This is a genomic window from Listeria sp. LM90SB2 (assembly GCF_028867355.1).
In the GTDB taxonomy this organism is placed as follows: Bacteria; Bacillota; Bacilli; order Lactobacillales; family Listeriaceae; genus Listeria; species Listeria monocytogenes_B.
Genome location: NZ_CP046449.1, coordinates 208,880 through 227,888, shown reverse-complemented (window position 1 = coordinate 227,888; position 19,009 = coordinate 208,880). Strand labels below are relative to the sequence as shown.

Below are 19,009 nucleotides of genomic sequence, written 5' to 3'. Positions count from 1 at the left end.
TTCTCTTACGAAGTTATTCTATTATTAATATAGATTTTTTAATATTTATTGATACTATTTTCACCTTCGAAAACTAAGACTAATGATAGCATACCGAATCTCGATTGCCCACTATTTTGCATGTTTGACATCAATTTTTTGTTTTCGTTTTCTGAAAAGCTATCTATTACATTTTAACAAAATATTGTTCTGTTTGTTAATTAATTTCACTCGCTGTATATTTCTGGTTTTAAAATACCAATATATGGTAAATTGCGGTAACGTTCTGCATAATCCAAACCATATCCAACGACGAATTCATTTGGTACGACAAAGCCTACATAATCCGCTTCAATTTCTACATTTCGTCCAGCTGGTTTATCAAGTAAAGTAACCAACTTAACTGATTTTGCTTTACGGTATTTGATTAGGTCTACTAGATAACTAAGTGTACGTCCGCTATCAATGATATCTTCAATTACAAGTACATCGCGACCTTCTACTGACGCATTAAGGTCTTTAATGATTTTCACTTCACCCGATGATACAGTACCATTTCCATAACTGGATACGTCCATGAAGTCCATTTCTAAGTATGTGTCTACTCTTTTAAGTAAATCAGTCATAAAAGGAGTTGCTCCTTTTAACACCCCAACTACTAATGGGTTTCGTCCTTCATATTCTGTTGTTAACTCACGACCTAGTTCACGAATTTTCTCTTGTAATTCGTCCTCCGATATCAGCACTTTCTGAATATCATTATGCATGCTCTCGTTTCCTCCTATATTTCGAGTGTACCTAATAATGTATTGCTTTTTGCTACGACTAAATTCTCGGTCATATGCAGACTTCTTCACACCGGGAACCCAAAGGATTTTCCCAGTATAGTCTGTTATCACAGGGAGCTTGTCGCGTTCTTGCCTTGGTATTTTGGCATCGATGAAAATATCTTTAAGTTTCTTACTTCCTGCTTGCCCTTTCATCGTCATCCTGTCGCCGTTCACACGGTTTCGAACAATCAAAGGAAGTGTTATCTCTTCAGCATCCAGTAGCATTCCATTTAGCCCATTTGTTTGAACAACGGAACTTTTTAACTTTAAACGGATACTTGCTTTATTATCTAATTCAATGCGGTCATTCAGTTCTAGTTGATGATAAAACTCGGAAGGAGCTTCTCTTTCTCCAAATTGAAAATGAAGTTTATCGTATGCTCTGTTTGCAACGAGTTTATTTGGTAAGTCAATCGAACTAGATGGATTGTCGCTTTGAATCATTTGGATAATCTGATATATGTGATTTACCGTTATAAAACTGGCATCTTCATTGTACAGATATCTCAATAGTAAATGAATTGCGCGGCGTTGTAAAGGATTCGCTTCATTTTTAAAGTTAGTAAGTAAAAGTGTTGTCCGTTTGCCGTTTTTGATGAGGTTTTTCTTCAATAAATCACTCGCAAGTGCCTCCAAAAATTGGAAGTCTTCGCTTGTTTCTTCTGAAAATCTTTCGAAGTGCGAATAGACAGCTGGATTTTCTTGCTTTAAAAACGGTAAAAGTTGCGCTCTGTAACGATTTCTTGTGTATTCTTGACTAGTATTTGATTCATCGATTTCGTATGCCAATTCGTGTTTCTGGGCGTAATCAATAATTTCTGCTTTTGTAATTGGTAAAAAAGGACGGATTGCTTGTCCTCCTTTTAACTCGCGTTTTGGTTGGATGCCTGACCAGCCGATACTAGCACTTCCGCGAACTAGTCGCATTAAGATTGTCTCGATTTGGTCATCTGCATGGTGTGCGAGCGCTAGTTTGTTGATCTTTTTCTCAGCCATTACTTTCTCAAAGAAATCATACCTGACAATGCGCGCTGTTTCCTCGATACCTTTTTGCAAACTCTCAGCTCGACTTTTTACGTCTACTTCTTCTATGTAAAAAGGAATGCCCTGGCTCTCGCAAAAAGTTTCGACGACGTTTTGTTCATTCGCCGCATTTTCCCTTAAGTGGTGATTTAAATGCGCGACGGAAATTGCTTCTTTTGGGACTAAATTTGAATTCCATAAAAAATGCAGTAACGCCAAAGAATCCGGACCGCCAGAAACTGCCACAAGCAATTTATCATCGGATCGGATTAAATCATGTTTCTCGATATACTTATGTACTCGTTTATCGGTGTCATCCATTCAAGAAAACCTTCCTTCGAAATTCGGCTCTCACATTTTTTATTAAAAAGTGCACCGTATTAATGATCCAATACGGTGCATCTACTTTACAATTAATTTTAGCGTATTAGCCGCGTTTTGCTCCTCGGCCGCCACGTTTAGATTCTGTTTGGCGTTTGATAGTAGTGAGTCTTTCATCACTATCTTTCAAGAATTTAGACATTATATCTTCAAAGCTCTCGGCTGGTTTCACATAGTTCCCAGCAGGTTTTTTGCTGTATTTCGGCTTACGATCGTAACTTTTCTCTGGGCGGTCCGGACGATCTACTGCTTTACGAATGGACAGACCAATCTTACCATCATCACCAATATTCATTACTTTAACAGTAACTTCATCCCCTACAGTTAAGATGTCATTAATGTCTTTAACATAGTTATCTGCTACCTCACTAATATGGACTAAACCTGTTTTGCCACCTTCCAGCTCCACAAATGCTCCAAAATTAGTAATCCCAGTAACTTTCCCTTGTAACTTGTTGCCTACTTCGATCGACATAAAAAAATGCGTCCTCCTTAAAATATCACTCTATTGCTTAATTATAGCTATAATAAAAAGAGTGTCAAACAGTCAAACTTACAAACCCCAAAAATACTCAACTATATTTTCCCTTTGATTTACCATGGAGAATGACGGCTCGGCTCTGACTTACTCTTTTTGTTTCGAATTCTCTTCAGGAATATTAAAAATAATTTCTCCGTCTTTGGACAAGTAATATTCACTTCTTGCTAATTTAGCTATGTAATCATCATTGTGAAGTTTCTTGATTTGCTCATTTAGCGAGTCTTGTTCGTCCTTCATTGCAACCATTTTCTTATCCACTTGCACTTGCTTTTCTTTTTTCTCTTTGAGTGTCAACACTTGTTTAGTGTATGTGATGGTTAATAACCCACCCACCACAGCAAAGATAATAGCCATAAAAGCAAGTCTACGGAACAGGGCAATGCGGCGACGACTACGAGTTTTTTTCATTGTTGCAGTATCTTTTATGTAGCGATTTTCTATTCTCGCCACTTTTGATTTGGCTTTTTTCATACATCGTCCCTCCCATGTTCTTATTTGCTAATTGTCTATGATTTTCGGTAGAGAAAAAAACGTTTCTTGCTTAAAATGATATCAATAAATCCGGCATTTGTCTATTGGAATCCGCTAATTTTATGATATTTTTCTTGACTTTTTGACAAAAAATTGTTTACCGATTTTTATGACCAATAAAAAATCGTTTGAAATCGGCTAAACAGTGCCATTTCAAACGATTTTTCTTTATCTACTTTCGTCTGTGCGCTCTTCTTTAATAATCGTATACATTTCAGTTGCTTGTTCTTTTTTCGCATTTTCTTCTAGGCGTTCGATTTTTGCTGTAACGATTTTAGGACCAAAGCGAATAACTAGTTCATCTCCAGATTTCACATTGGTTCCTGGTTTCGCCGTCACTCCGTTTACCGCAATGCGACCTTTTTCTGCGACTTCTTTTGCTACTGTACGTCTTTTAATTAGTCGAGATACTTTTAAATATTTATCTAATCGCATGGTTGTAGCCATTTTATTCACCTACTTTATATTAATTATTTCCGTGCAACCAGCTTACTAAGCGCTAGTAATTTGGAGCCAAACGGAAGGAAAACAAAATCTTTTGGACCGAGTAATTTATATCTTAGTGAAAAAACAAGGAAAATCCCGCCGCCAACTAACGCACTAACAATTGCTTGGAACGCACTACCGAGTCTTGTATTGAGTGGAGCTAACCATTCAAATAGGCACGGGAATACAGCCATTAACGCTAAAGCGGCAATTAGCCGGAACAACATTGTTTTTTCAACGAAAGGCACGCGGATTGTTTGTTTTAGTGATACGTAACAAATGAGTAGAATCACAAGTAAGCCAACACATGTTGAAACGGATGCACCAACTGTTGCCAGTCTCGGAATAAGAATGCCTCCTGTTACCCATTTTACAATAAGTCCAATTCCAACGCCAACTGCAGGTACAGTAATTTTCCCGAAACCTTGTAAAATACTGCTTAACATGATGATTAGTGAGCTTAGGAAAACAGCTGGCATAAATAATTGTAAAACGAATGTGCCGTCTGGTGTTTGGAAAAGCATTTGGTTTAGCGGACGCATAATAACTATGAGTCCAATTGTTTCTGCACCTGCCAAAATTAATGTAATCTTAATCGCTAATAAGACGGAGCGTTTTAGTTCTTTTTGTTGATCTTGAACTCTTGCGGCAGTAATCATTGGGACAAGCGCGAGCGCAAGTCCAGTTGAGATGACTAAACCTAATTGCAAGATTGGCTGTCCGCGGTCGTATACCCCTTTTAGCGACTTAGCGATGAAATCCGGAATCCCTGAGTCACTCATTAAACGATATACTTGGAAAGAATCAACTAATTGGAATAAAATCAGCATGGAGCTAACTACACAAATTGCAACACTTTGTCGCAAGAACGTGCGGCCAATACCTACTTTTTCTTCTTTATTTGTAAATACTGCTGGTTGAATCCCTTCCCCGAGCCTTACCTTTTTATTATAAAAATGACGCAAAATGAAAATCCCGGAAACCCCACCGAAAAAGGCACCACTCATCGCCATTGAACCTGCATCATATAAATCAAAATTAAAATGAAGTGCAAGGCCGGCACCTATCAAAATAATAGCTACTCGAATAATTTGCTCAACTGTTTGCGAGATTGCGGTCGGAATCATGTCACCTTCTCCTTGGAAAAAGCCACGCATAAACGCAAGCTGTGGCATAAGTAAAAACACGAAACTGATGACCCGAATTAATTCAGATAATGCCGGGTCTCCCATCATGATAGCAATCGGGTTGGCAAATAGGAATAAAAAGGCGAAAATCACAATACTTACAATTCGGAGCATCCGTGAGACTGCGCGCATAATTATTTGTTGTCGTCTTACATCTCCTTCTGCCTCCGCTAACATTTTAGAAATAACAACTGGGAATCCACCGAGTGCGAGGGTCATTGCAATTCCGTATATCGGATATACTTGTTGGAAAATATAAAACCCTACATCCCCCACCATATTTTGAAAGGGTACTCGGTAAACTGCGCTAAGTATTTTAGAAATAAGAGAGGCCGCGGTTAGCCAAGCCGCTCCTTTCATTAGTCGCTTCATGGAACGTTCTGGCACTCCGCCACCTCCTTCCTTCTTAATAACTTATCAATTTTCTGCAGATGCTCTTTCTTTCATGGCTCCGCGAAGTTTTTCAGCCAAACTTTTGACTTGGTATAACCATTCTTTTAAAGGTTTATTTTGGACGTTTATCGTGATTTTTAGTTGTGTACCTTCCATACCCACACCGACCATTCGGCCAAATTCGCCAATGATTTGCATGACGATATCTCCGCGAATGCCTGCTGTTCCGCTTTCTGAAAATAGCATGGTAATTTTATTTTGTTCTTGTTTGACGGACTCAATGCCAACTTCGAGTGCATGGACTTTGAGTTCTGTCATTGTGAATAGATATTCTACTTCTTCTGGATATTCACCAAAACGGTCAATCATATCGCTTTGTAAATCTTCGAGTTCGCTTAACGTTTCAATATTGCGGAAGCGTTTGTACATCTCGATTTTCTGGCGGCCGTCTGTAATGTAATATTCCGGAATATAGGCGTCTGCTTGGATATCAATTTCAACAGGGACAATTTGTTTTTGTTCTTCTTTTGGCTTTTTCGCCTCAATTGCTTCCTTAAGCATTTGCGAGTAGAGATCAAACCCGACTGAATCGATAAAGCCATGTTGTTGCGCTCCGAGGATATTACCGGCACCACGAATAGATAAGTCACGCATCGCTATTTTGAAACCTGAACCTAATTCAGTGAATTCTTTAATAGCCGATAAGCGTTTCTCCGCTTCCTCACGCAATATTTTATCTTTTTGATACATGAAGTAAGCGTAGGCGATTCTGTTCCAACGCCCTACTCGTCCGCGCAACTGATAAAGTTGTGAAAGACCCATCCGATCAGCATCTTGAACAAAGAGTGTATTAACGTTTGGAATGTCTACGCCGGTTTCAATGATGGTCGTCGTTACAAGTACATCGAATTCCCCTTCAAGGAAACTTAAAATAACAGACTCTAATTCCGATTCACCCATCTGTCCGTGCGCAGTGGCAACCCTAGCATCAGGAACCATCGCAGAAATTTCATCTGCTTTTTGCGTAATGGATTCCACTCGATTATATAGATAATAAACTTGTCCGTCGCGCGCTAGTTCACGTTCAATTGCTTCCCGAACTAAAACGTTATTCTGCTCCGCCACATATGTTTGCACTGGAAAACGGTTCGCTGGCGGAGTTTCGATAACAGAGAGGTCACGAACGCCGAGCATGGACATGTGTAAAGTTCTTGGAATTGGTGTTGCAGTAAGTGTTAGTACGTCTATTTTGGAACGCATTTGTTTGATTTTTTCTTTATGAGTTACGCCGAATCGTTGTTCTTCATCGACAATTAATAAGCCTAAATCTTGATACTCCACATCTTTTGATAATAAACGATGGGTACCAACAACAACGTCGACTGTGCCGTTTTTCATACCCTTTAATGTTTCTGTTTGTTGTTTCTTTGTTCGGAAACGGCTTAAAAGTCCGATTTCTATTGGGAAACCTTGGAACCGTTCTTTCATTGTTTCAAAATGTTGTTGCGCTAAAATGGTGGTCGGAACTAAGAAGGCGACTTGCTTGCCATCCATAATTGCTTTGAAAGCAGCTCGTAAGGCCACTTCGGTCTTTCCGTAACCAACATCTCCAACCAACAGACGGTCCATCGGGCGCGGTCGTTCCATATCTTTTTTGATTTCTGAAATCGAGCGCAGTTGGTCTTCGGTTTCTTGATACGGGAAAGCCTCTTCAAATTCGCGCTGCATTTCATCATCCGCACTAAACGCATAGCCTTTTTCAGCTTCACGTTCGGCGTATAGTTTGATTAAATCGTCTGCGATATCTTGGACGGAAGCTTGTACTTTCTTCTTCACTCGCTTCCATTCAGCGCCACCAAGTTTGTTTAATCTTGGTGATTTACCTTCTGCACCAACATATTTTTGAACTAAATCAAGTTGATCGACGGGGATAAATAGTTTATCCTCTCCTTGGTAAACAAGTAGCAAGTAATCTTTATGCACACCGTTGATATCTAGCGTTTCCATGCCAACATAACGAGCGATACCATGGTTCACATGAACCACGTAGTCACCTACTTTTAATTCAGAGTAACTTTGGATTCGTTCTGCATTCGAGAGCTTTTGGCGCTTCTTCACTTTTTTGATTTTTTTATTGAACAGTTCGGTTTCACTTATAATCGCTACTTTAGCTAATGGAAGTTCAAAACCATTCTGGAACGTTCCGATGACAAACTGAACCATTCCATATTTCGGCACATCCGATTCTTTTTTCAAAATCGTACTTTCCATATCGTAGTCAGTTAAAGTTTGTTGCATTTTTTCGGCGCGCTCAAGGTTTGGGGCTAAAATAACAACGGCATAATTATTCTTATGCCAACTTTCTAGCTCGGTTTTCAACACATTCATTTGGCCATGAAATTGCTGCATTTGTTTATAGACGATGTTAGTTGTTTTCGAGACGCGCATGCTCGCCATTTGTTTTTGGAAAAGGGATAAGTATATTTTCGGCGAGTGATTTGCTTCTAATAGCTTTTTGAAAGAATGACTTACTTGCACGTCGCGAACCGTTTCCATTCGACTTAATGTTTCTGTTTGCCACTCCGCTTCTTCCCGCTCCAAGCTTTCTTCCGTTTCTAAAATCCGCCCAAATTCATCAAGCAAAATTGCCGTGTTTTTTGGAAAATAATCAAAAAGCGAGGCTGGGTCAGGATAAGCCAGACCGATATATTTAAAGAACATGTCTGGTTTCACGCCAGAACGAAGCATTTCAAGATCTTCTTCTAAATTTTCAACGAGCGCTTGTTTATCCTCGTTTTCTTTCAATTCATTTAAAGTATGTGTCATTTTCTTTTCTAAGCGTTTGACGATATCCGGATAATAGCTTTGATCTAAAATGATTTCAGTTGCAGGCAGTAGGCGGAATTCTTCCACGCGGGTTGTCGAGCGCTGCGTTTCCACATCAAAGAAACGAAGAGAATCTACTTCGGTGTCAAAAAGTTCTATTCTAATTGGAAATTCTTCTGTAATTGGATAAATATCAATAATCCCGCCGCGAACACTGAATTCTCCCGGCGTATTTACCATTCCGCTCATTGTGTAGCCCATTGTCACTAGTTTTTGGCGTAGTACATCTGGATCAATTTCTTCGCCCTCTACAATGGATATGTTGAAATGTTTCCAAAGCGATACTGGTGGAAGCATTTTTCTGAGACCAGCAACTGGCACAATGACTATCCCCGGTTTTCCGGATAGTAAGAAGTCGAGCGCTTCCACGCGTTGACCGCGAAGTTCCGGGCTAGAGATACTCAACTCAGAAGAAATCAGTTCATCTGCTGGATATAAAAATAGTCGATCGACATCCATTAAAGAAAGTAAATCATCATATAATTTTTGCGCATGGTATAAATTGTGCGTAACAAATACAACCGGACGCTTTGACGCACCTTCTACCACGCTTGCAAATAACGCACGTGAAGAACCTGTGAGCCCTGTGACAAGTTGTGCTTTTTCTTTTTCATCCAGCGCATTTAAGACCGCTCGAATATCTTTTTGTTCATATATTAATTGTTGTAATCCTTTCAAGGGAAAACAGCTCCTTTTTGTCAGAAAATTCATTCTATGCAACGCAAGAGTAAATCACGCGTCCGAAGAAAGACCGAAATACGTGGCAAAAGATTGCCACGCCTCGTCATCGTCTATTTTTGATTGTATTTATTCATAACTTCTATAAATGGTGTCTGTGCAAAGTCTTCGATGGCGTCAGCGCTTTTTTGAATCGCTGCGATAATATCAGGTTGTTCTGCTTTAGGAAAATCTCCCAAGACATAATGAATAACTTCTCCTTTTAAAGGACGACTAACGCCAACACGAATGCGATTAAACTCTTGTGTTTTAACGTGTTGAATAATTGATTTCATTCCATTATGTCCGCCAGCACTACCTTTTTGGCGTAATCTAATCTTCCCAACTGGTAAATCGAGATCATCATACACAATCACGACATCTTCAATTGGTATGTTGTAGTAATCCATTAGCGGACGAATGCATTCACCTGAAGCGTTCATAAAAGTGAGTGGTTTCACTAAAATCATTTTTTCACCGCCGACGATAATTTCGCTAGTCATACCATTAAATTTTGATTTCTTCCAAGGGGTTTGATGACGAAAACTTAGTTCGTCAACTACCATAAAACCGACATTATGCCGGGTACGTTCGTATTTTTTGCCCGGGTTTCCGAGTCCTGCGATTAGTTTCATAAAAGCTTCTCCTTACATGAACGAAACCACTTCACGAATGAACTGGTTTTTGTTTCGATGTTTTTTTGATTATAACATGGATTTCACTTGGTTGAAAGTTTTCCAACTAGGCTTGGTGTTCGGCAATTTTATTTTCGATAATTTGCCAGGCCGCTTCCTTTTCCTCTTGAAAATTGACTGTTTTCCAATTTTCCGGCGTTTTTCCGACGTATTTTTCAAAACCGAATTTCTGATATAAATAGATAGCTTGATAACTTCCGGTTTGCGTAGTTAAATAGACAAAACTACTTTTATTCAAGCCGAGAATTTTGGATAACAAGGCTTTCGCGATACCTTTTCCACCGTGCGAATCAAGCACTGCAACCCAGTGAATCCGACTCGCCATCTCGCCGAATGTATTTCCATCCCAAAGCATAGCCGTTCCAATAATTTCACCATTTGGCGCCTCTACAAAGACGCAGCGCTTGGCTAATTTTTCTTTTTCATTTCCGAATTCCGTTTCAAAACGAGCGCGAATACTGTCCATTGAAAGCACTTGACCCGTTTCTAATTGCAATCTACACCAGTCTTCTTCCAAACCATCTTTATAAAAGCAAAAAGAATATCCCTCAGGTAAATGAAACTCCGGATAATTTGTAGCATCGTGATTGACCATAATAGCAGAAATGTGCGGTACTGACTTATCAAGCATATAAACGCCTCCTTCTCGAAACCATTATAACAAAAAAAATGGAAGATATCGCAAACAAAAGCGAATCTTCCATCCTTATTTATTCAAAATTATTCAACAGGTTCTTCATCTTTACCATGTACAGCTTCTGGTTCAGGTGCTTCCGTAGTCGTTGGTTCTTCTTCCGCACGTGGAGCAGATACAGTTACTACTGTTTCTTCTTCCTCCGCTTGCACGACATAGTCTTTGTTTTCCGGAAGGTCGTTCGTTGTTAAAACATCACCGATTTCTAATGAAGAAATGTCTAATTCAATTGTTTCTGGTAATTTTTCTGGTGTTGCTGAAACTTTTACATCATGGATAATTTGTTGTAGTACGCCGCCAGCTTTAACTCCCGGTGCATCCCCAACTAATACCACACGAACATCTGTCTCAACTTCTTCATTCATATCAACCGCTAGTAAATCAACGTGTACTAATACGTCTTTTAACGGATCTACTTGATATTCATGTAATAAAACGTTTAATTTCTTGCCGTCCACAGTAACTGAAAATACGGCGTTACGACCATTGTCACGAACTGCTTTGATTAATTCCAAAGAATCAACGGAAACTGGAACATTTTCCGATTTGTAGCCATAAATAATTCCAGGTACTTTTCCTTCACTACGCAATCTCGTTACTTCTGAATGTTGCGTTGTTTCTCTTTTCTGGACCTCTAATGTTGTTGCCATAAAAAATCACTCCACTCATTCAATTTTGGTACATCTACATTATATCTACCCTTTAGAAAAATAGCAAAACAAAGAAATAGCCTAATTTTGATTTGTAAGGTTTATAATTCTCAATAAAAGGTAAACAGAAAATAGCGGCTATTCGCTAATGTGGACGCTTCCAAACTGTACTATAGCGTTTTCACAAATTTATTATAACAACTTTTTTAAATTCAGGACGTTCAACGCTTCACAAATGAAAAATTCATGTTATACTGTACTAGTAAATAGATTTTTTATAGGAGGAATTCGAAATGAAAGATCATCAAAAAATTATTTTAGTTGGCGACGGAGCAGTTGGTTCTAGTTACGCATTTGCTTGTGTAAACTTAAGCATTGGACAAGAATTTGGTATCATTGACATAGATAAAGACAGAACTATTGGGGATGCAATGGATTTAAGTCATGCCGTTCCATTTTCTACACCGAAGAAAATCTACTCAGCAAATTATAGCGACTGCCACGATGCGGACTTAGTTGTTGTAACTGCCGGGACTGCACAAAAACCTGGTGAAACTCGTTTAGATTTAGTAAATCGTAATATTAAAATCATGAAAGGCATCGTGGATGAAGTAATGGCTAGCGGATTTGACGGTATCTTCTTAATCGCTTCTAACCCAGTAGATATCTTAACTTACGCTACATGGAAATTCTCAGGTCTTCCAAAAGAACGTGTTATCGGTTCTGGAACAAGCCTTGATACAGCACGTTTCCGTATGTCAATTGCCGACTATCTAAAAGTAGATGCTCGTAACGTCCATGGTTACATCCTTGGCGAACACGGCGATACAGAATTCCCAGCATGGAGCCACACAACTGTCGGCGGTCTTCCAATCACTGAATGGATTAGCGAAGATGAACAAGGTGCAATGGATACTATTTTCGTAAGTGTTCGTGATGCAGCTTATGAAATTATTAATAAAAAAGGCGCTACATTCTACGGTGTTGCTGCAGCTCTAGCTCGTATTACAAAGGCAATTCTAAATAACGAAAATGCGATCTTACCACTTTCTGTTTATCTAGATGGTCATTATGGTATGAACGACATTTATATCGGCGCTCCCGCAGTCGTTAACCGTCAAGGCGTTCGCCATATTGTTGAAATGAATTTAAACGACAAAGAAAAAGAACAAATGAAAAACTCTGCAGATACACTTAAAAAAGTTCTAGACGACGCAATGAAACAAATCGACTAATATTCTCAAATCCTAAAAGCATGCGCCTTCGCATGCTTTTTTTGTTATACTTAATTTATTCGAGAGGAGTGACGCGTACGATTACTTTTGACCAACTTAATACCGAGCTACAAGCCTTAGAAAACCCCAATACGATTAAAATTTTTCGTAATCACGGCTGTCCGGATTCATTAGATCTTTACGGACTAAAAATTGGTGATTTAAAGAAAATTATTCGCCGAGAAAAACTGACAAAAAATCACGAACTCGCCGTAGAGCTGATTGAATCAAATAATAGTGACTTGATTTATCTCGGTTTGCTAGCGATTAATCCCGACAAAATAACCACGGAACAAATCGAAAAATGGAATATCATTTTTCGCGAAACATGGTCACAACTAACTTTTGGACTAGCATCGATTGTAAGCAAACGTGATGATGCACTCCTTTTCGCCAAAACGTGGATTGAAAGTGATTATGATTTAACTAAATCCATGGGCTGGCAGATTTATAGCGAACATATTAACAATTTGCCTGAAGCAGAGGCATTACTTCAACGCGCGAAAGAAACGCTGCAAACAGAAACCAATAGAACCCGCTATTCAATGAACGGTTTTATTATCACTTGTGGAATTTACAAAGACGATTTGCACGAAAAAGCAATGGAAGCTGCGAAATCAGTCGGGAAAGTTCATGTAAACCTTGGAAATACAGCGTGTAAAGTTCCGGATGCTATTTCTTATATAGAAAAAGCGCGAAATCGTACGAAATAACCGGATATCCTTTGACTAGAAAAAGTAGTAAGAGGTATGATAAAAGAAAAACTGGAGGGATAACTCATGATTGTAACAACCTCACCAAATATTGAAGGTAAACAAATTATCGAATATAAAAAAATCGTTTTCGGCGAAGTCATCACCGGCGTTAACTTCATGAAAGATATTGGAGCTGGACTTCGAAATTTCTTCGGGGGCCGTTCGCAAGGCTATGAAGATGAACTTATTAATGCTCGCGAGGAAGCAATTCGCGAAATGGAACAACGTGCGAAAGATATTGGCGCAAATGCCGTTATCGGTGTTGACATTGATTATGAAGTGCTTGGAGCTGATAACGGAATGCTTATGGTCACTGCATCTGGTACAGCTGTTGTCATCGAAGCGCAAGATTATTGAATAAAACAAGAAGTATCCAAATGAATCGGATACTTCTTGTTTTATTGCAAATTTATTTTGAAACTTCTTTATAGCCTTGGGATTCTAGCATTTTTGCAGATTCCTCCATGCTAATCCCTTTAGAAGTATCACCGTTTGAAGACATACCAGGGATTTTGTTCATATCTTCCGAAGAGATTTTAGTGTAATCTACTTCTAGTGTTTCAATAGCTTTATCATCTTTATATTCAATCTTTTCTTTTAAACCATCAATACCTTGGAATTTATCGCTTGTTGCTTTAAGCATTTTTTCAGCGTCTTCTTTTGAAGCAACACCTAGCGAAGCATATGACATTGTGTTCTCAGCTGTTTGTTTAGTAACTTTGTCTCCCTTATATGTGTATGTTAATTTAGAATCAACACCATTTTGGGAAAGTGAGTAAGTTTTCGTTTCTTCTTTGTCCCCACACGCGACTAACATAACCGCCATAATCATTACAAATAAAACCGTTGTACCCTTTTTAAGCATTTTCATAGATGTTCCTCCTACATTGTTTTTTCTATTCAAGGGTACCTAACAAACTGCACTATTACAATAGATATTTTGTGAACATTTGCTCACAACACTTTTTTGATTGACACGAAAAAGTCACAACTAATCATAACTTTACTCTTCGTTTGCAATCCCTTTTTCATCATCTAAAATTACAATGAAAATGGACTTATCAGCTCCTTTTCGCTCGTGTTCATTCAAAATTCCAGCCATATTGCCCTTTTCCTCAAACAAATTCTTTTTTATGGAGAAGAAATGGATTTTTTGATTAGTATTTTTTATTTTGCAACTTCCAAGACACTCAATCTCCTTTGCATCACTTAAATTAAATGGTTCCTCTTTCCATACGCTCATTTTTATTATCAGCAATATTAATACGGAACATAACGCGATTACAAACATTACAAAGAAAAAGATTAACCTCCCTTTTATATACATTCGGCTTACTTCCTCCCCATAAAATATATCCACCCGCTAACGAGTGGATAAGAATATATTCCTAAATATTGTTATTCATTTGTTTTTTTAGACCAAAATTCTAAAAAGCCTGCCAAAGTTTGCTGTGAATCTCTTAGTCTAGCTCCAGTAGGTTCCACTGTATCCTTTTTCCATTCGGAATTTCCTACTAAGTATGATTTTTTAGTTTTCGCATTGACTATTTTCGGATAGTCCGCTTTCGCCCTTTTCGCATTTTCATAGAGCCATTCTTTCACGTCATTTGAGCAAAATCTTTTCACTACCATGTCTTCTGTTGCTTGATAATTGTGTTTAATGGTATCTACGTAATTTTCATATGCACAGTGGTAGCCTGGTGGATAGGATATTGCGGTAAAATTATTGGCGTGCATAGGTTGACTAATATCCGTATAATAATGGATTGCTAGGCCCAATTTATAAAATGCTGTGTCAAATTTCCCTTCTCGGTAATCAGCCACCGATTGATTAAAATACTTGGCTCCTGTTATTTTCGCATTAGCAAAACCTGGCAAATAAGTATTATCTTTATCAGGATTATAAAAATGAGATAAAAACGTACTAGTATCATAATATGGATTTTTATGATCCGCGTCATATATTCCTTGAGCAATTTGTTTGTCGAAATTTTTAAGTTCATTCATTAAATTAGCTCGCATATGATCTACATCTTTAGCTAGTATTTTTTCCGCTTGTTTAAAAAGCCAATAGTGCGTATTTACCTCAGTATTTGTCGGATTATCCGCGGACCAACTAAGTTTATGCGGTAATTTGCTGTCAATATCATGCGGAGCTGCGGGGGGCTTTAGATATTCATCACAACAGGCACTTGCTTTTATCGTTACAGGAAAGACTAGAACACTTGCGGTCAAGCACATACCTAGAACCACTTTTTTGAACTTCACATCACTCACCTCACTTTTTCTTTCATTCTGCGTCTTCAACTATTTTTTCTTAATTGAATGATTTTGATAACCGCTCCTAAAGAGAACACGCCAATAGCTAACATGGCAAGAATTAACGTCGTATGGTTCACTGGTTCTTCTTTTGCTTTTTCGTCTTCTGCACTTTTAGCAATTAATTTTCCTTCTTCAATGCCAGCAGAACGTTTTTTTCCGTTCACATTATTAGCTGGTTCGCTTTCTCCTACCACTTTTTCCTCGGTTTGCGGTTTCATTTCCTCTTTATTTCTTTCTGTAACTTCTTTTTGGATTACTGGTAGGCTCGGCATATCAATTGGCCGATTGTTTGTCTCTGCTTGTTTTTCTATAAATGGTGCTTTATTTTCCCCAAGCGCAGTTTCTTGCGCTTTCGTGATAGGAAGTGCTGCTAGCTTTGGCGCGGTATTCACAGGGGTTATTTTTTTTGGTGCTGTTTTCGTTGTAGTTTTTTTGTTAAACACATTTAATGGCTGTGGCGGATTTTTAAATGGTGCTTTTTTAGTTATGTCAGTTATCAGAGCCGGCGCGCTTATTTTCGATACCTTTGGACTTAACGAAGGAACCGGGCTGCTAGTAAACGGATTTAATGGTAAAAAACCCGCATTTCTTGAGTGTTTTCCTGTTCCTCTATCTCTTAAATCAGCTAGGCGATCAATTTCTTCTTCTGTTGTCTCGCTGTTTTCGTCATCTGTAAAATCGCCACTATTCAGCGAACTAAATTCTTCAGATGTTGGTATACCACCTCTCCCGTTCAACTCTTCTTCTGTTGGCATTAGTGGAAAATCAGAGAAATTTTGGCTATGGCCATTAATAGCACTTCTCAAACTAGCTAAATCCCCGCTTGTAAAACTAGAATCTAGCGAAGGTGCTGTTTCCCGCATAATTTCTAGTTCATCTTCTGTTGGAGGTGGTGGAAATTCGAATGAGCTCGGTTCCGATGTAGCAGGAGCATTAAAACCAAGAAGCATCGGTGTCTCTGGCAAAGCAAGTCTTAACTCTTCATCCGTAGGTGGTGGTGGAAAGTCCGAAGCATTTACCTCTTCATTTTTCTTCTTAGTTAATAATTGGTCAATTAACCCTGCACTTTTATCAACAATTGCTTTCTTCACTTCGGGATTTTCGTCGATTTTATCACGTACCCATTTACCCGCATCTTTTATTTTTTTAAATACTTTAGGGAAAAATGGTTGTTGATTTGCTTTTAAAGGTTGTGGTGTAGACTCATCTGCTGACTGCATGCTAGAATCTAAGTCACTTTCAGAAGTATCCGTAACTGACGCTTTCGCCACTTTTTTCTTAGTTGCTTTTGTTGGTTTATCCGGATAAGTAAGGCTTTCAAGCTCACTATCCGATGATGCTATAGCTTTCCTTCTTTTTTTAATTTCCGCGGCGCTATCCGATGGCAACCCTGGATGACGACGCTCCACTTGTATAGCTGGTCGGTCGGATCCTGAAGCTTCTTCATTTATAGCCACATTATCGCTTTGTTCACTGTTGTTATTATTAATATTTGGACCTTTTTCTGCTTTTGCTTTCAACATTGCTATTAGGTCTGCTTTGTTCGTATTTTTCACTTTATTCGATTTTTCTAGTTCCTCAATATCACGTGAACTTACTTCACGTGCAGTTTCGTATCTTGGTCCCGTATTTACCTCGCTTGGCTGCTCTTCTGTTTTTTCTTCTTCCCATTCATCTGTGTTCAGACTGGAATCTTCGCTATCTGTCGCTGCAAATATTATGTCGGGGTTAATCGTAATGCAGTTGGCGGTAATGAAAACTACCATCATCGCACGCATAAATCTATTTAATCCCACTTATACTCCCTCCTCGTGATACGCTAATACAACCTTTTTAGAACAAGGAAAATCTGGCCTTCATTTTCACTAATTTATTCCGTTAAAAATTGGATTAGCAGTTGGTTATCTTCTTAATTAGCTAATTTAAGAAAAAAATATTCATGAATTATTTTAAGAATATCACTTGAAGAATTAAGTTTTCTCTAACATTTGTTAATCAGTTAACTCCGACCGCTTCCCAAGCTTCCGCAACTTTTTTAGAAGCATCTTCACCATATAAATCTTTCGCCGCTTGTTGGAGTGCTTTTTTCGCATCGGTAAACTGGGCTTTTTTTGTTAAATAGTACTTTAAGGCGCGGAAGTAAAGCTGTTCTGTTTTTTCTTTTCCAAGTTTAGTGATCGTATTGTAGGCTGCTTTATTCGGTATACCACTATTAAAATGAACTCCGCCCCAGTCGCCTTCCTCTGTGATTGGAAGCGATTCATAATCCTTCATATGAGCCGCTTGATTATATTTGTCAGGATCTTTGATGCTTCTTATTCGCCCATCTCGTAACCCACGCACACAGACATCCTCACCAATCAACCAATGATTTGGCGCAATAAAATAACCAAAGACATCGGCGAACGATTCGTTTAGCGCACCTGATTGCCCTTCGTATTCTAATCCTGCCGAATACTGGATAACCGCATGCGTTAGTTCATGACCAACAATCGTTTTGGCGCATGAAAATGGTTTGAAATTCTTTTTGTCCCCATCTCCATAAAGAATTTCTCGGCCATCCCAAAAAGCATTATTGCAATTCAAGCCATAATGAACAAACGAATCAATTTCTCCACCTTTACCATCTAGACTCTCTAGTTGATGGACATTTTTATAGTAATCGTACACTTCACTTGCGTAAAAATGAGCATCCACCGCGGAACTAAATTCCGGATCCGTAAACATATTCGTTTTATTCGACACCACTTTTCCAAAAGATGCGTCCGTTTTATGGTTTAAATCAAAAGTTCTTATGAGTCCTTTATGAGTTCTATCCACTAAGTAAAACAGGTCATTTATTTTCATGACATGTAATGGCCTCTGGAGTAATCGGTTAGCTCCTTTACCAAGCGCTTGAAAATCTTTGTGGGTATCAGCCCGCTCTACCTCGGAAAGCATATTTTGTTTTTTTAAAATTGCGCCGGTTTCTGCATCCACTTGAATAATCCAACTCGCAACTTCCGGCTCAGCAAAAATCAATTTTATATTATATACTAAGCGTTTTGTTCTGGAATTGATGATGATTTCTTTTTCTTTCACTGGATTTCCAATATAACTTTTCACATGAGCTTCACTCTGACCAATGGCTTCAAATGCTTTTTCAATAGCATTTTTTTCTGTGATTTTTATTTGATTAGTAATCCTAAGCTGCCCTTGTTGCAAATCTCCATTTATAAAAGTGATTTTATTATCCGGTGTGACGTGGACCTTTATTTCATCATTATCAGTCAAGTAACCATCAGAACTTAGCGCGAGCGTATAATGCGTAACGCCTAGCTTATCTTTTGTCATATCAAGAATTTTAAAATTTTTATAAAAATCTTTTGCTTCGCAGGAATCTGGCAAAGTTTTTAAATCAGCAGGGTTCCTTTTGGCTTGTATATTATTTCGGAGCCTTTCTTCCCCGACAGAATCCGCTTTTACCGCCATATTGAAATGAGCCTGAAAAGCTATTACCATGATGATACAAATAAGTTTACTCTTCATTTCACCGCTCCTTTTCAATTCGTAAAAGTAAGTTTAAGCCACCTACAACTAATCTGACAGAGAGAGTTAAGGACACGTTTTTTAGCATATGTGGGAACTAAATTATACGTTTTGCAGTAGAAACTATAGGTGGCTTA

Annotated in this window: 17 protein-coding genes; 3 read left to right on the top strand and 14 right to left on the bottom strand. The window is 38.5% G+C overall.

Features of this window, described 5'->3' with window-relative positions; translation table 11 throughout:
- Positions 1-206 precede the first annotated feature (206 nt).
- The 9 genes from GL301_RS01115 to GL301_RS01075 all read right to left on the bottom strand — a co-directional run bounded on the left by GL301_RS01115 (position 207) and on the right by GL301_RS01075 (position 10,993).
- The gene (locus tag GL301_RS01115) at positions 207-2,153 is read right to left on the bottom strand and encodes a bifunctional tRNA lysidine(34) synthetase TilS/hypoxanthine phosphoribosyltransferase HprT (protein WP_010958692.1); all 1,947 of its coding nucleotides are present in this window, start codon (positions 2,151-2,153) and stop codon (positions 207-209) included.
- Positions 2,154-2,259: 106 nt separating this feature from the next.
- Positions 2,260-2,688 (bottom strand): S1 domain-containing RNA-binding protein, encoded by a 429-nt coding sequence (locus GL301_RS01110; RefSeq protein ID WP_003718298.1) that lies wholly within the window; start codon positions 2,686-2,688, stop codon positions 2,260-2,262.
- Between the two features lie 150 nt (positions 2,689-2,838).
- Entirely contained in the window at positions 2,839-3,225 is a 387-nt protein-coding gene (locus GL301_RS01105; RefSeq protein ID WP_003722746.1) for an FtsB family cell division protein, read from the bottom strand.
- Between the two features lie 228 nt (positions 3,226-3,453).
- Positions 3,454-3,720 carry an RNA-binding S4 domain-containing protein gene (locus tag GL301_RS01100; RefSeq protein ID WP_003740380.1) on the bottom strand — a complete coding sequence of 89 codons (267 nt, stop codon included), beginning with the start codon at positions 3,718-3,720 and terminating at the stop codon, positions 3,454-3,456.
- 35 nt (positions 3,721-3,755) lie between these two features.
- Entirely contained in the window at positions 3,756-5,345 is a 1,590-nt protein-coding gene (locus GL301_RS01095) for a putative polysaccharide biosynthesis protein (protein WP_003740379.1), read from the bottom strand.
- 30 nt (positions 5,346-5,375) lie between these two features.
- On the bottom strand, positions 5,376-8,915 hold the full coding sequence (mfd, locus tag GL301_RS01090; protein WP_003728167.1) for a transcription-repair coupling factor: 3,540 nt from the start codon (positions 8,913-8,915) through the stop codon (positions 5,376-5,378).
- Between the two features lie 113 nt (positions 8,916-9,028).
- Positions 9,029-9,589, bottom strand: coding sequence for an aminoacyl-tRNA hydrolase (pth, locus tag GL301_RS01085; protein WP_003725738.1), 561 nt, complete (start codon positions 9,587-9,589; stop codon positions 9,029-9,031).
- 106 nt (positions 9,590-9,695) lie between these two features.
- Complete coding sequence (locus GL301_RS01080) at positions 9,696-10,280, bottom strand: GNAT family N-acetyltransferase (RefSeq protein WP_003725737.1); 585 nt, start codon at positions 10,278-10,280, stop codon at positions 9,696-9,698.
- 89 nt (positions 10,281-10,369) lie between these two features.
- On the bottom strand, positions 10,370-10,993 hold the full coding sequence (locus tag GL301_RS01075; protein ID WP_003722740.1) for a 50S ribosomal protein L25/general stress protein Ctc: 624 nt from the start codon (positions 10,991-10,993) through the stop codon (positions 10,370-10,372).
- A gap of 293 nt (positions 10,994-11,286) precedes the next feature.
- Between GL301_RS01075 and GL301_RS01070 the strand changes: the two genes are divergently transcribed.
- The 3 genes from GL301_RS01070 to GL301_RS01060 all read left to right on the top strand — a co-directional run bounded on the left by GL301_RS01070 (position 11,287) and on the right by GL301_RS01060 (position 13,379).
- Positions 11,287-12,228, top strand: coding sequence for an L-lactate dehydrogenase (locus GL301_RS01070; protein WP_003722739.1), 942 nt, complete (start codon positions 11,287-11,289; stop codon positions 12,226-12,228).
- A gap of 32 nt (positions 12,229-12,260) precedes the next feature.
- Positions 12,261-12,980, top strand: a complete 720-nt coding sequence (locus GL301_RS01065) for a DNA alkylation repair protein (RefSeq protein ID WP_003740377.1) — start codon at positions 12,261-12,263, stop codon at positions 12,978-12,980.
- Between the two features lie 66 nt (positions 12,981-13,046).
- Positions 13,047-13,379, top strand: a complete 333-nt coding sequence (locus GL301_RS01060; RefSeq protein ID WP_003725735.1) for a putative heavy metal-binding protein — start codon at positions 13,047-13,049, stop codon at positions 13,377-13,379.
- 52 nt (positions 13,380-13,431) lie between these two features.
- Here GL301_RS01060 and GL301_RS01055 read toward each other — a convergent pair whose 3' ends face one another.
- From GL301_RS01055 to mpl, 5 genes are all read right to left on the bottom strand, one after another.
- Positions 13,432-13,893 carry a YehR family lipoprotein gene (locus GL301_RS01055; RefSeq protein WP_003725734.1) on the bottom strand — a complete coding sequence of 154 codons (462 nt, stop codon included), beginning with the start codon at positions 13,891-13,893 and terminating at the stop codon, positions 13,432-13,434.
- A gap of 132 nt (positions 13,894-14,025) precedes the next feature.
- Positions 14,026-14,349 carry a DUF5502 family protein gene (locus tag GL301_RS01050; RefSeq protein WP_003725733.1) on the bottom strand — a complete coding sequence of 108 codons (324 nt, stop codon included), beginning with the start codon at positions 14,347-14,349 and terminating at the stop codon, positions 14,026-14,028.
- A gap of 71 nt (positions 14,350-14,420) precedes the next feature.
- A complete protein-coding gene (gene plcB, locus GL301_RS01045) occupies positions 14,421-15,290 on the bottom strand; it encodes a phosphatidylcholine phospholipase C (protein WP_014929158.1) in 870 nt (289 codons plus the stop codon).
- Positions 15,291-15,325: 35 nt separating this feature from the next.
- Positions 15,326-17,140: an actin assembly-inducing protein ActA gene (gene actA / locus GL301_RS01040; RefSeq protein WP_117383235.1), complete on the bottom strand. Its 1,815-nt coding sequence runs from the start codon at positions 17,138-17,140 to the stop codon at positions 15,326-15,328.
- A 199-nt stretch (positions 17,141-17,339) separates the two neighbouring features.
- Positions 17,340-18,872 carry a zinc metalloproteinase Mpl gene (mpl, locus tag GL301_RS01035; protein ID WP_010958689.1) on the bottom strand — a complete coding sequence of 511 codons (1,533 nt, stop codon included), beginning with the start codon at positions 18,870-18,872 and terminating at the stop codon, positions 17,340-17,342.
- Positions 18,873-19,009: the final 137 nt, after the last annotated feature.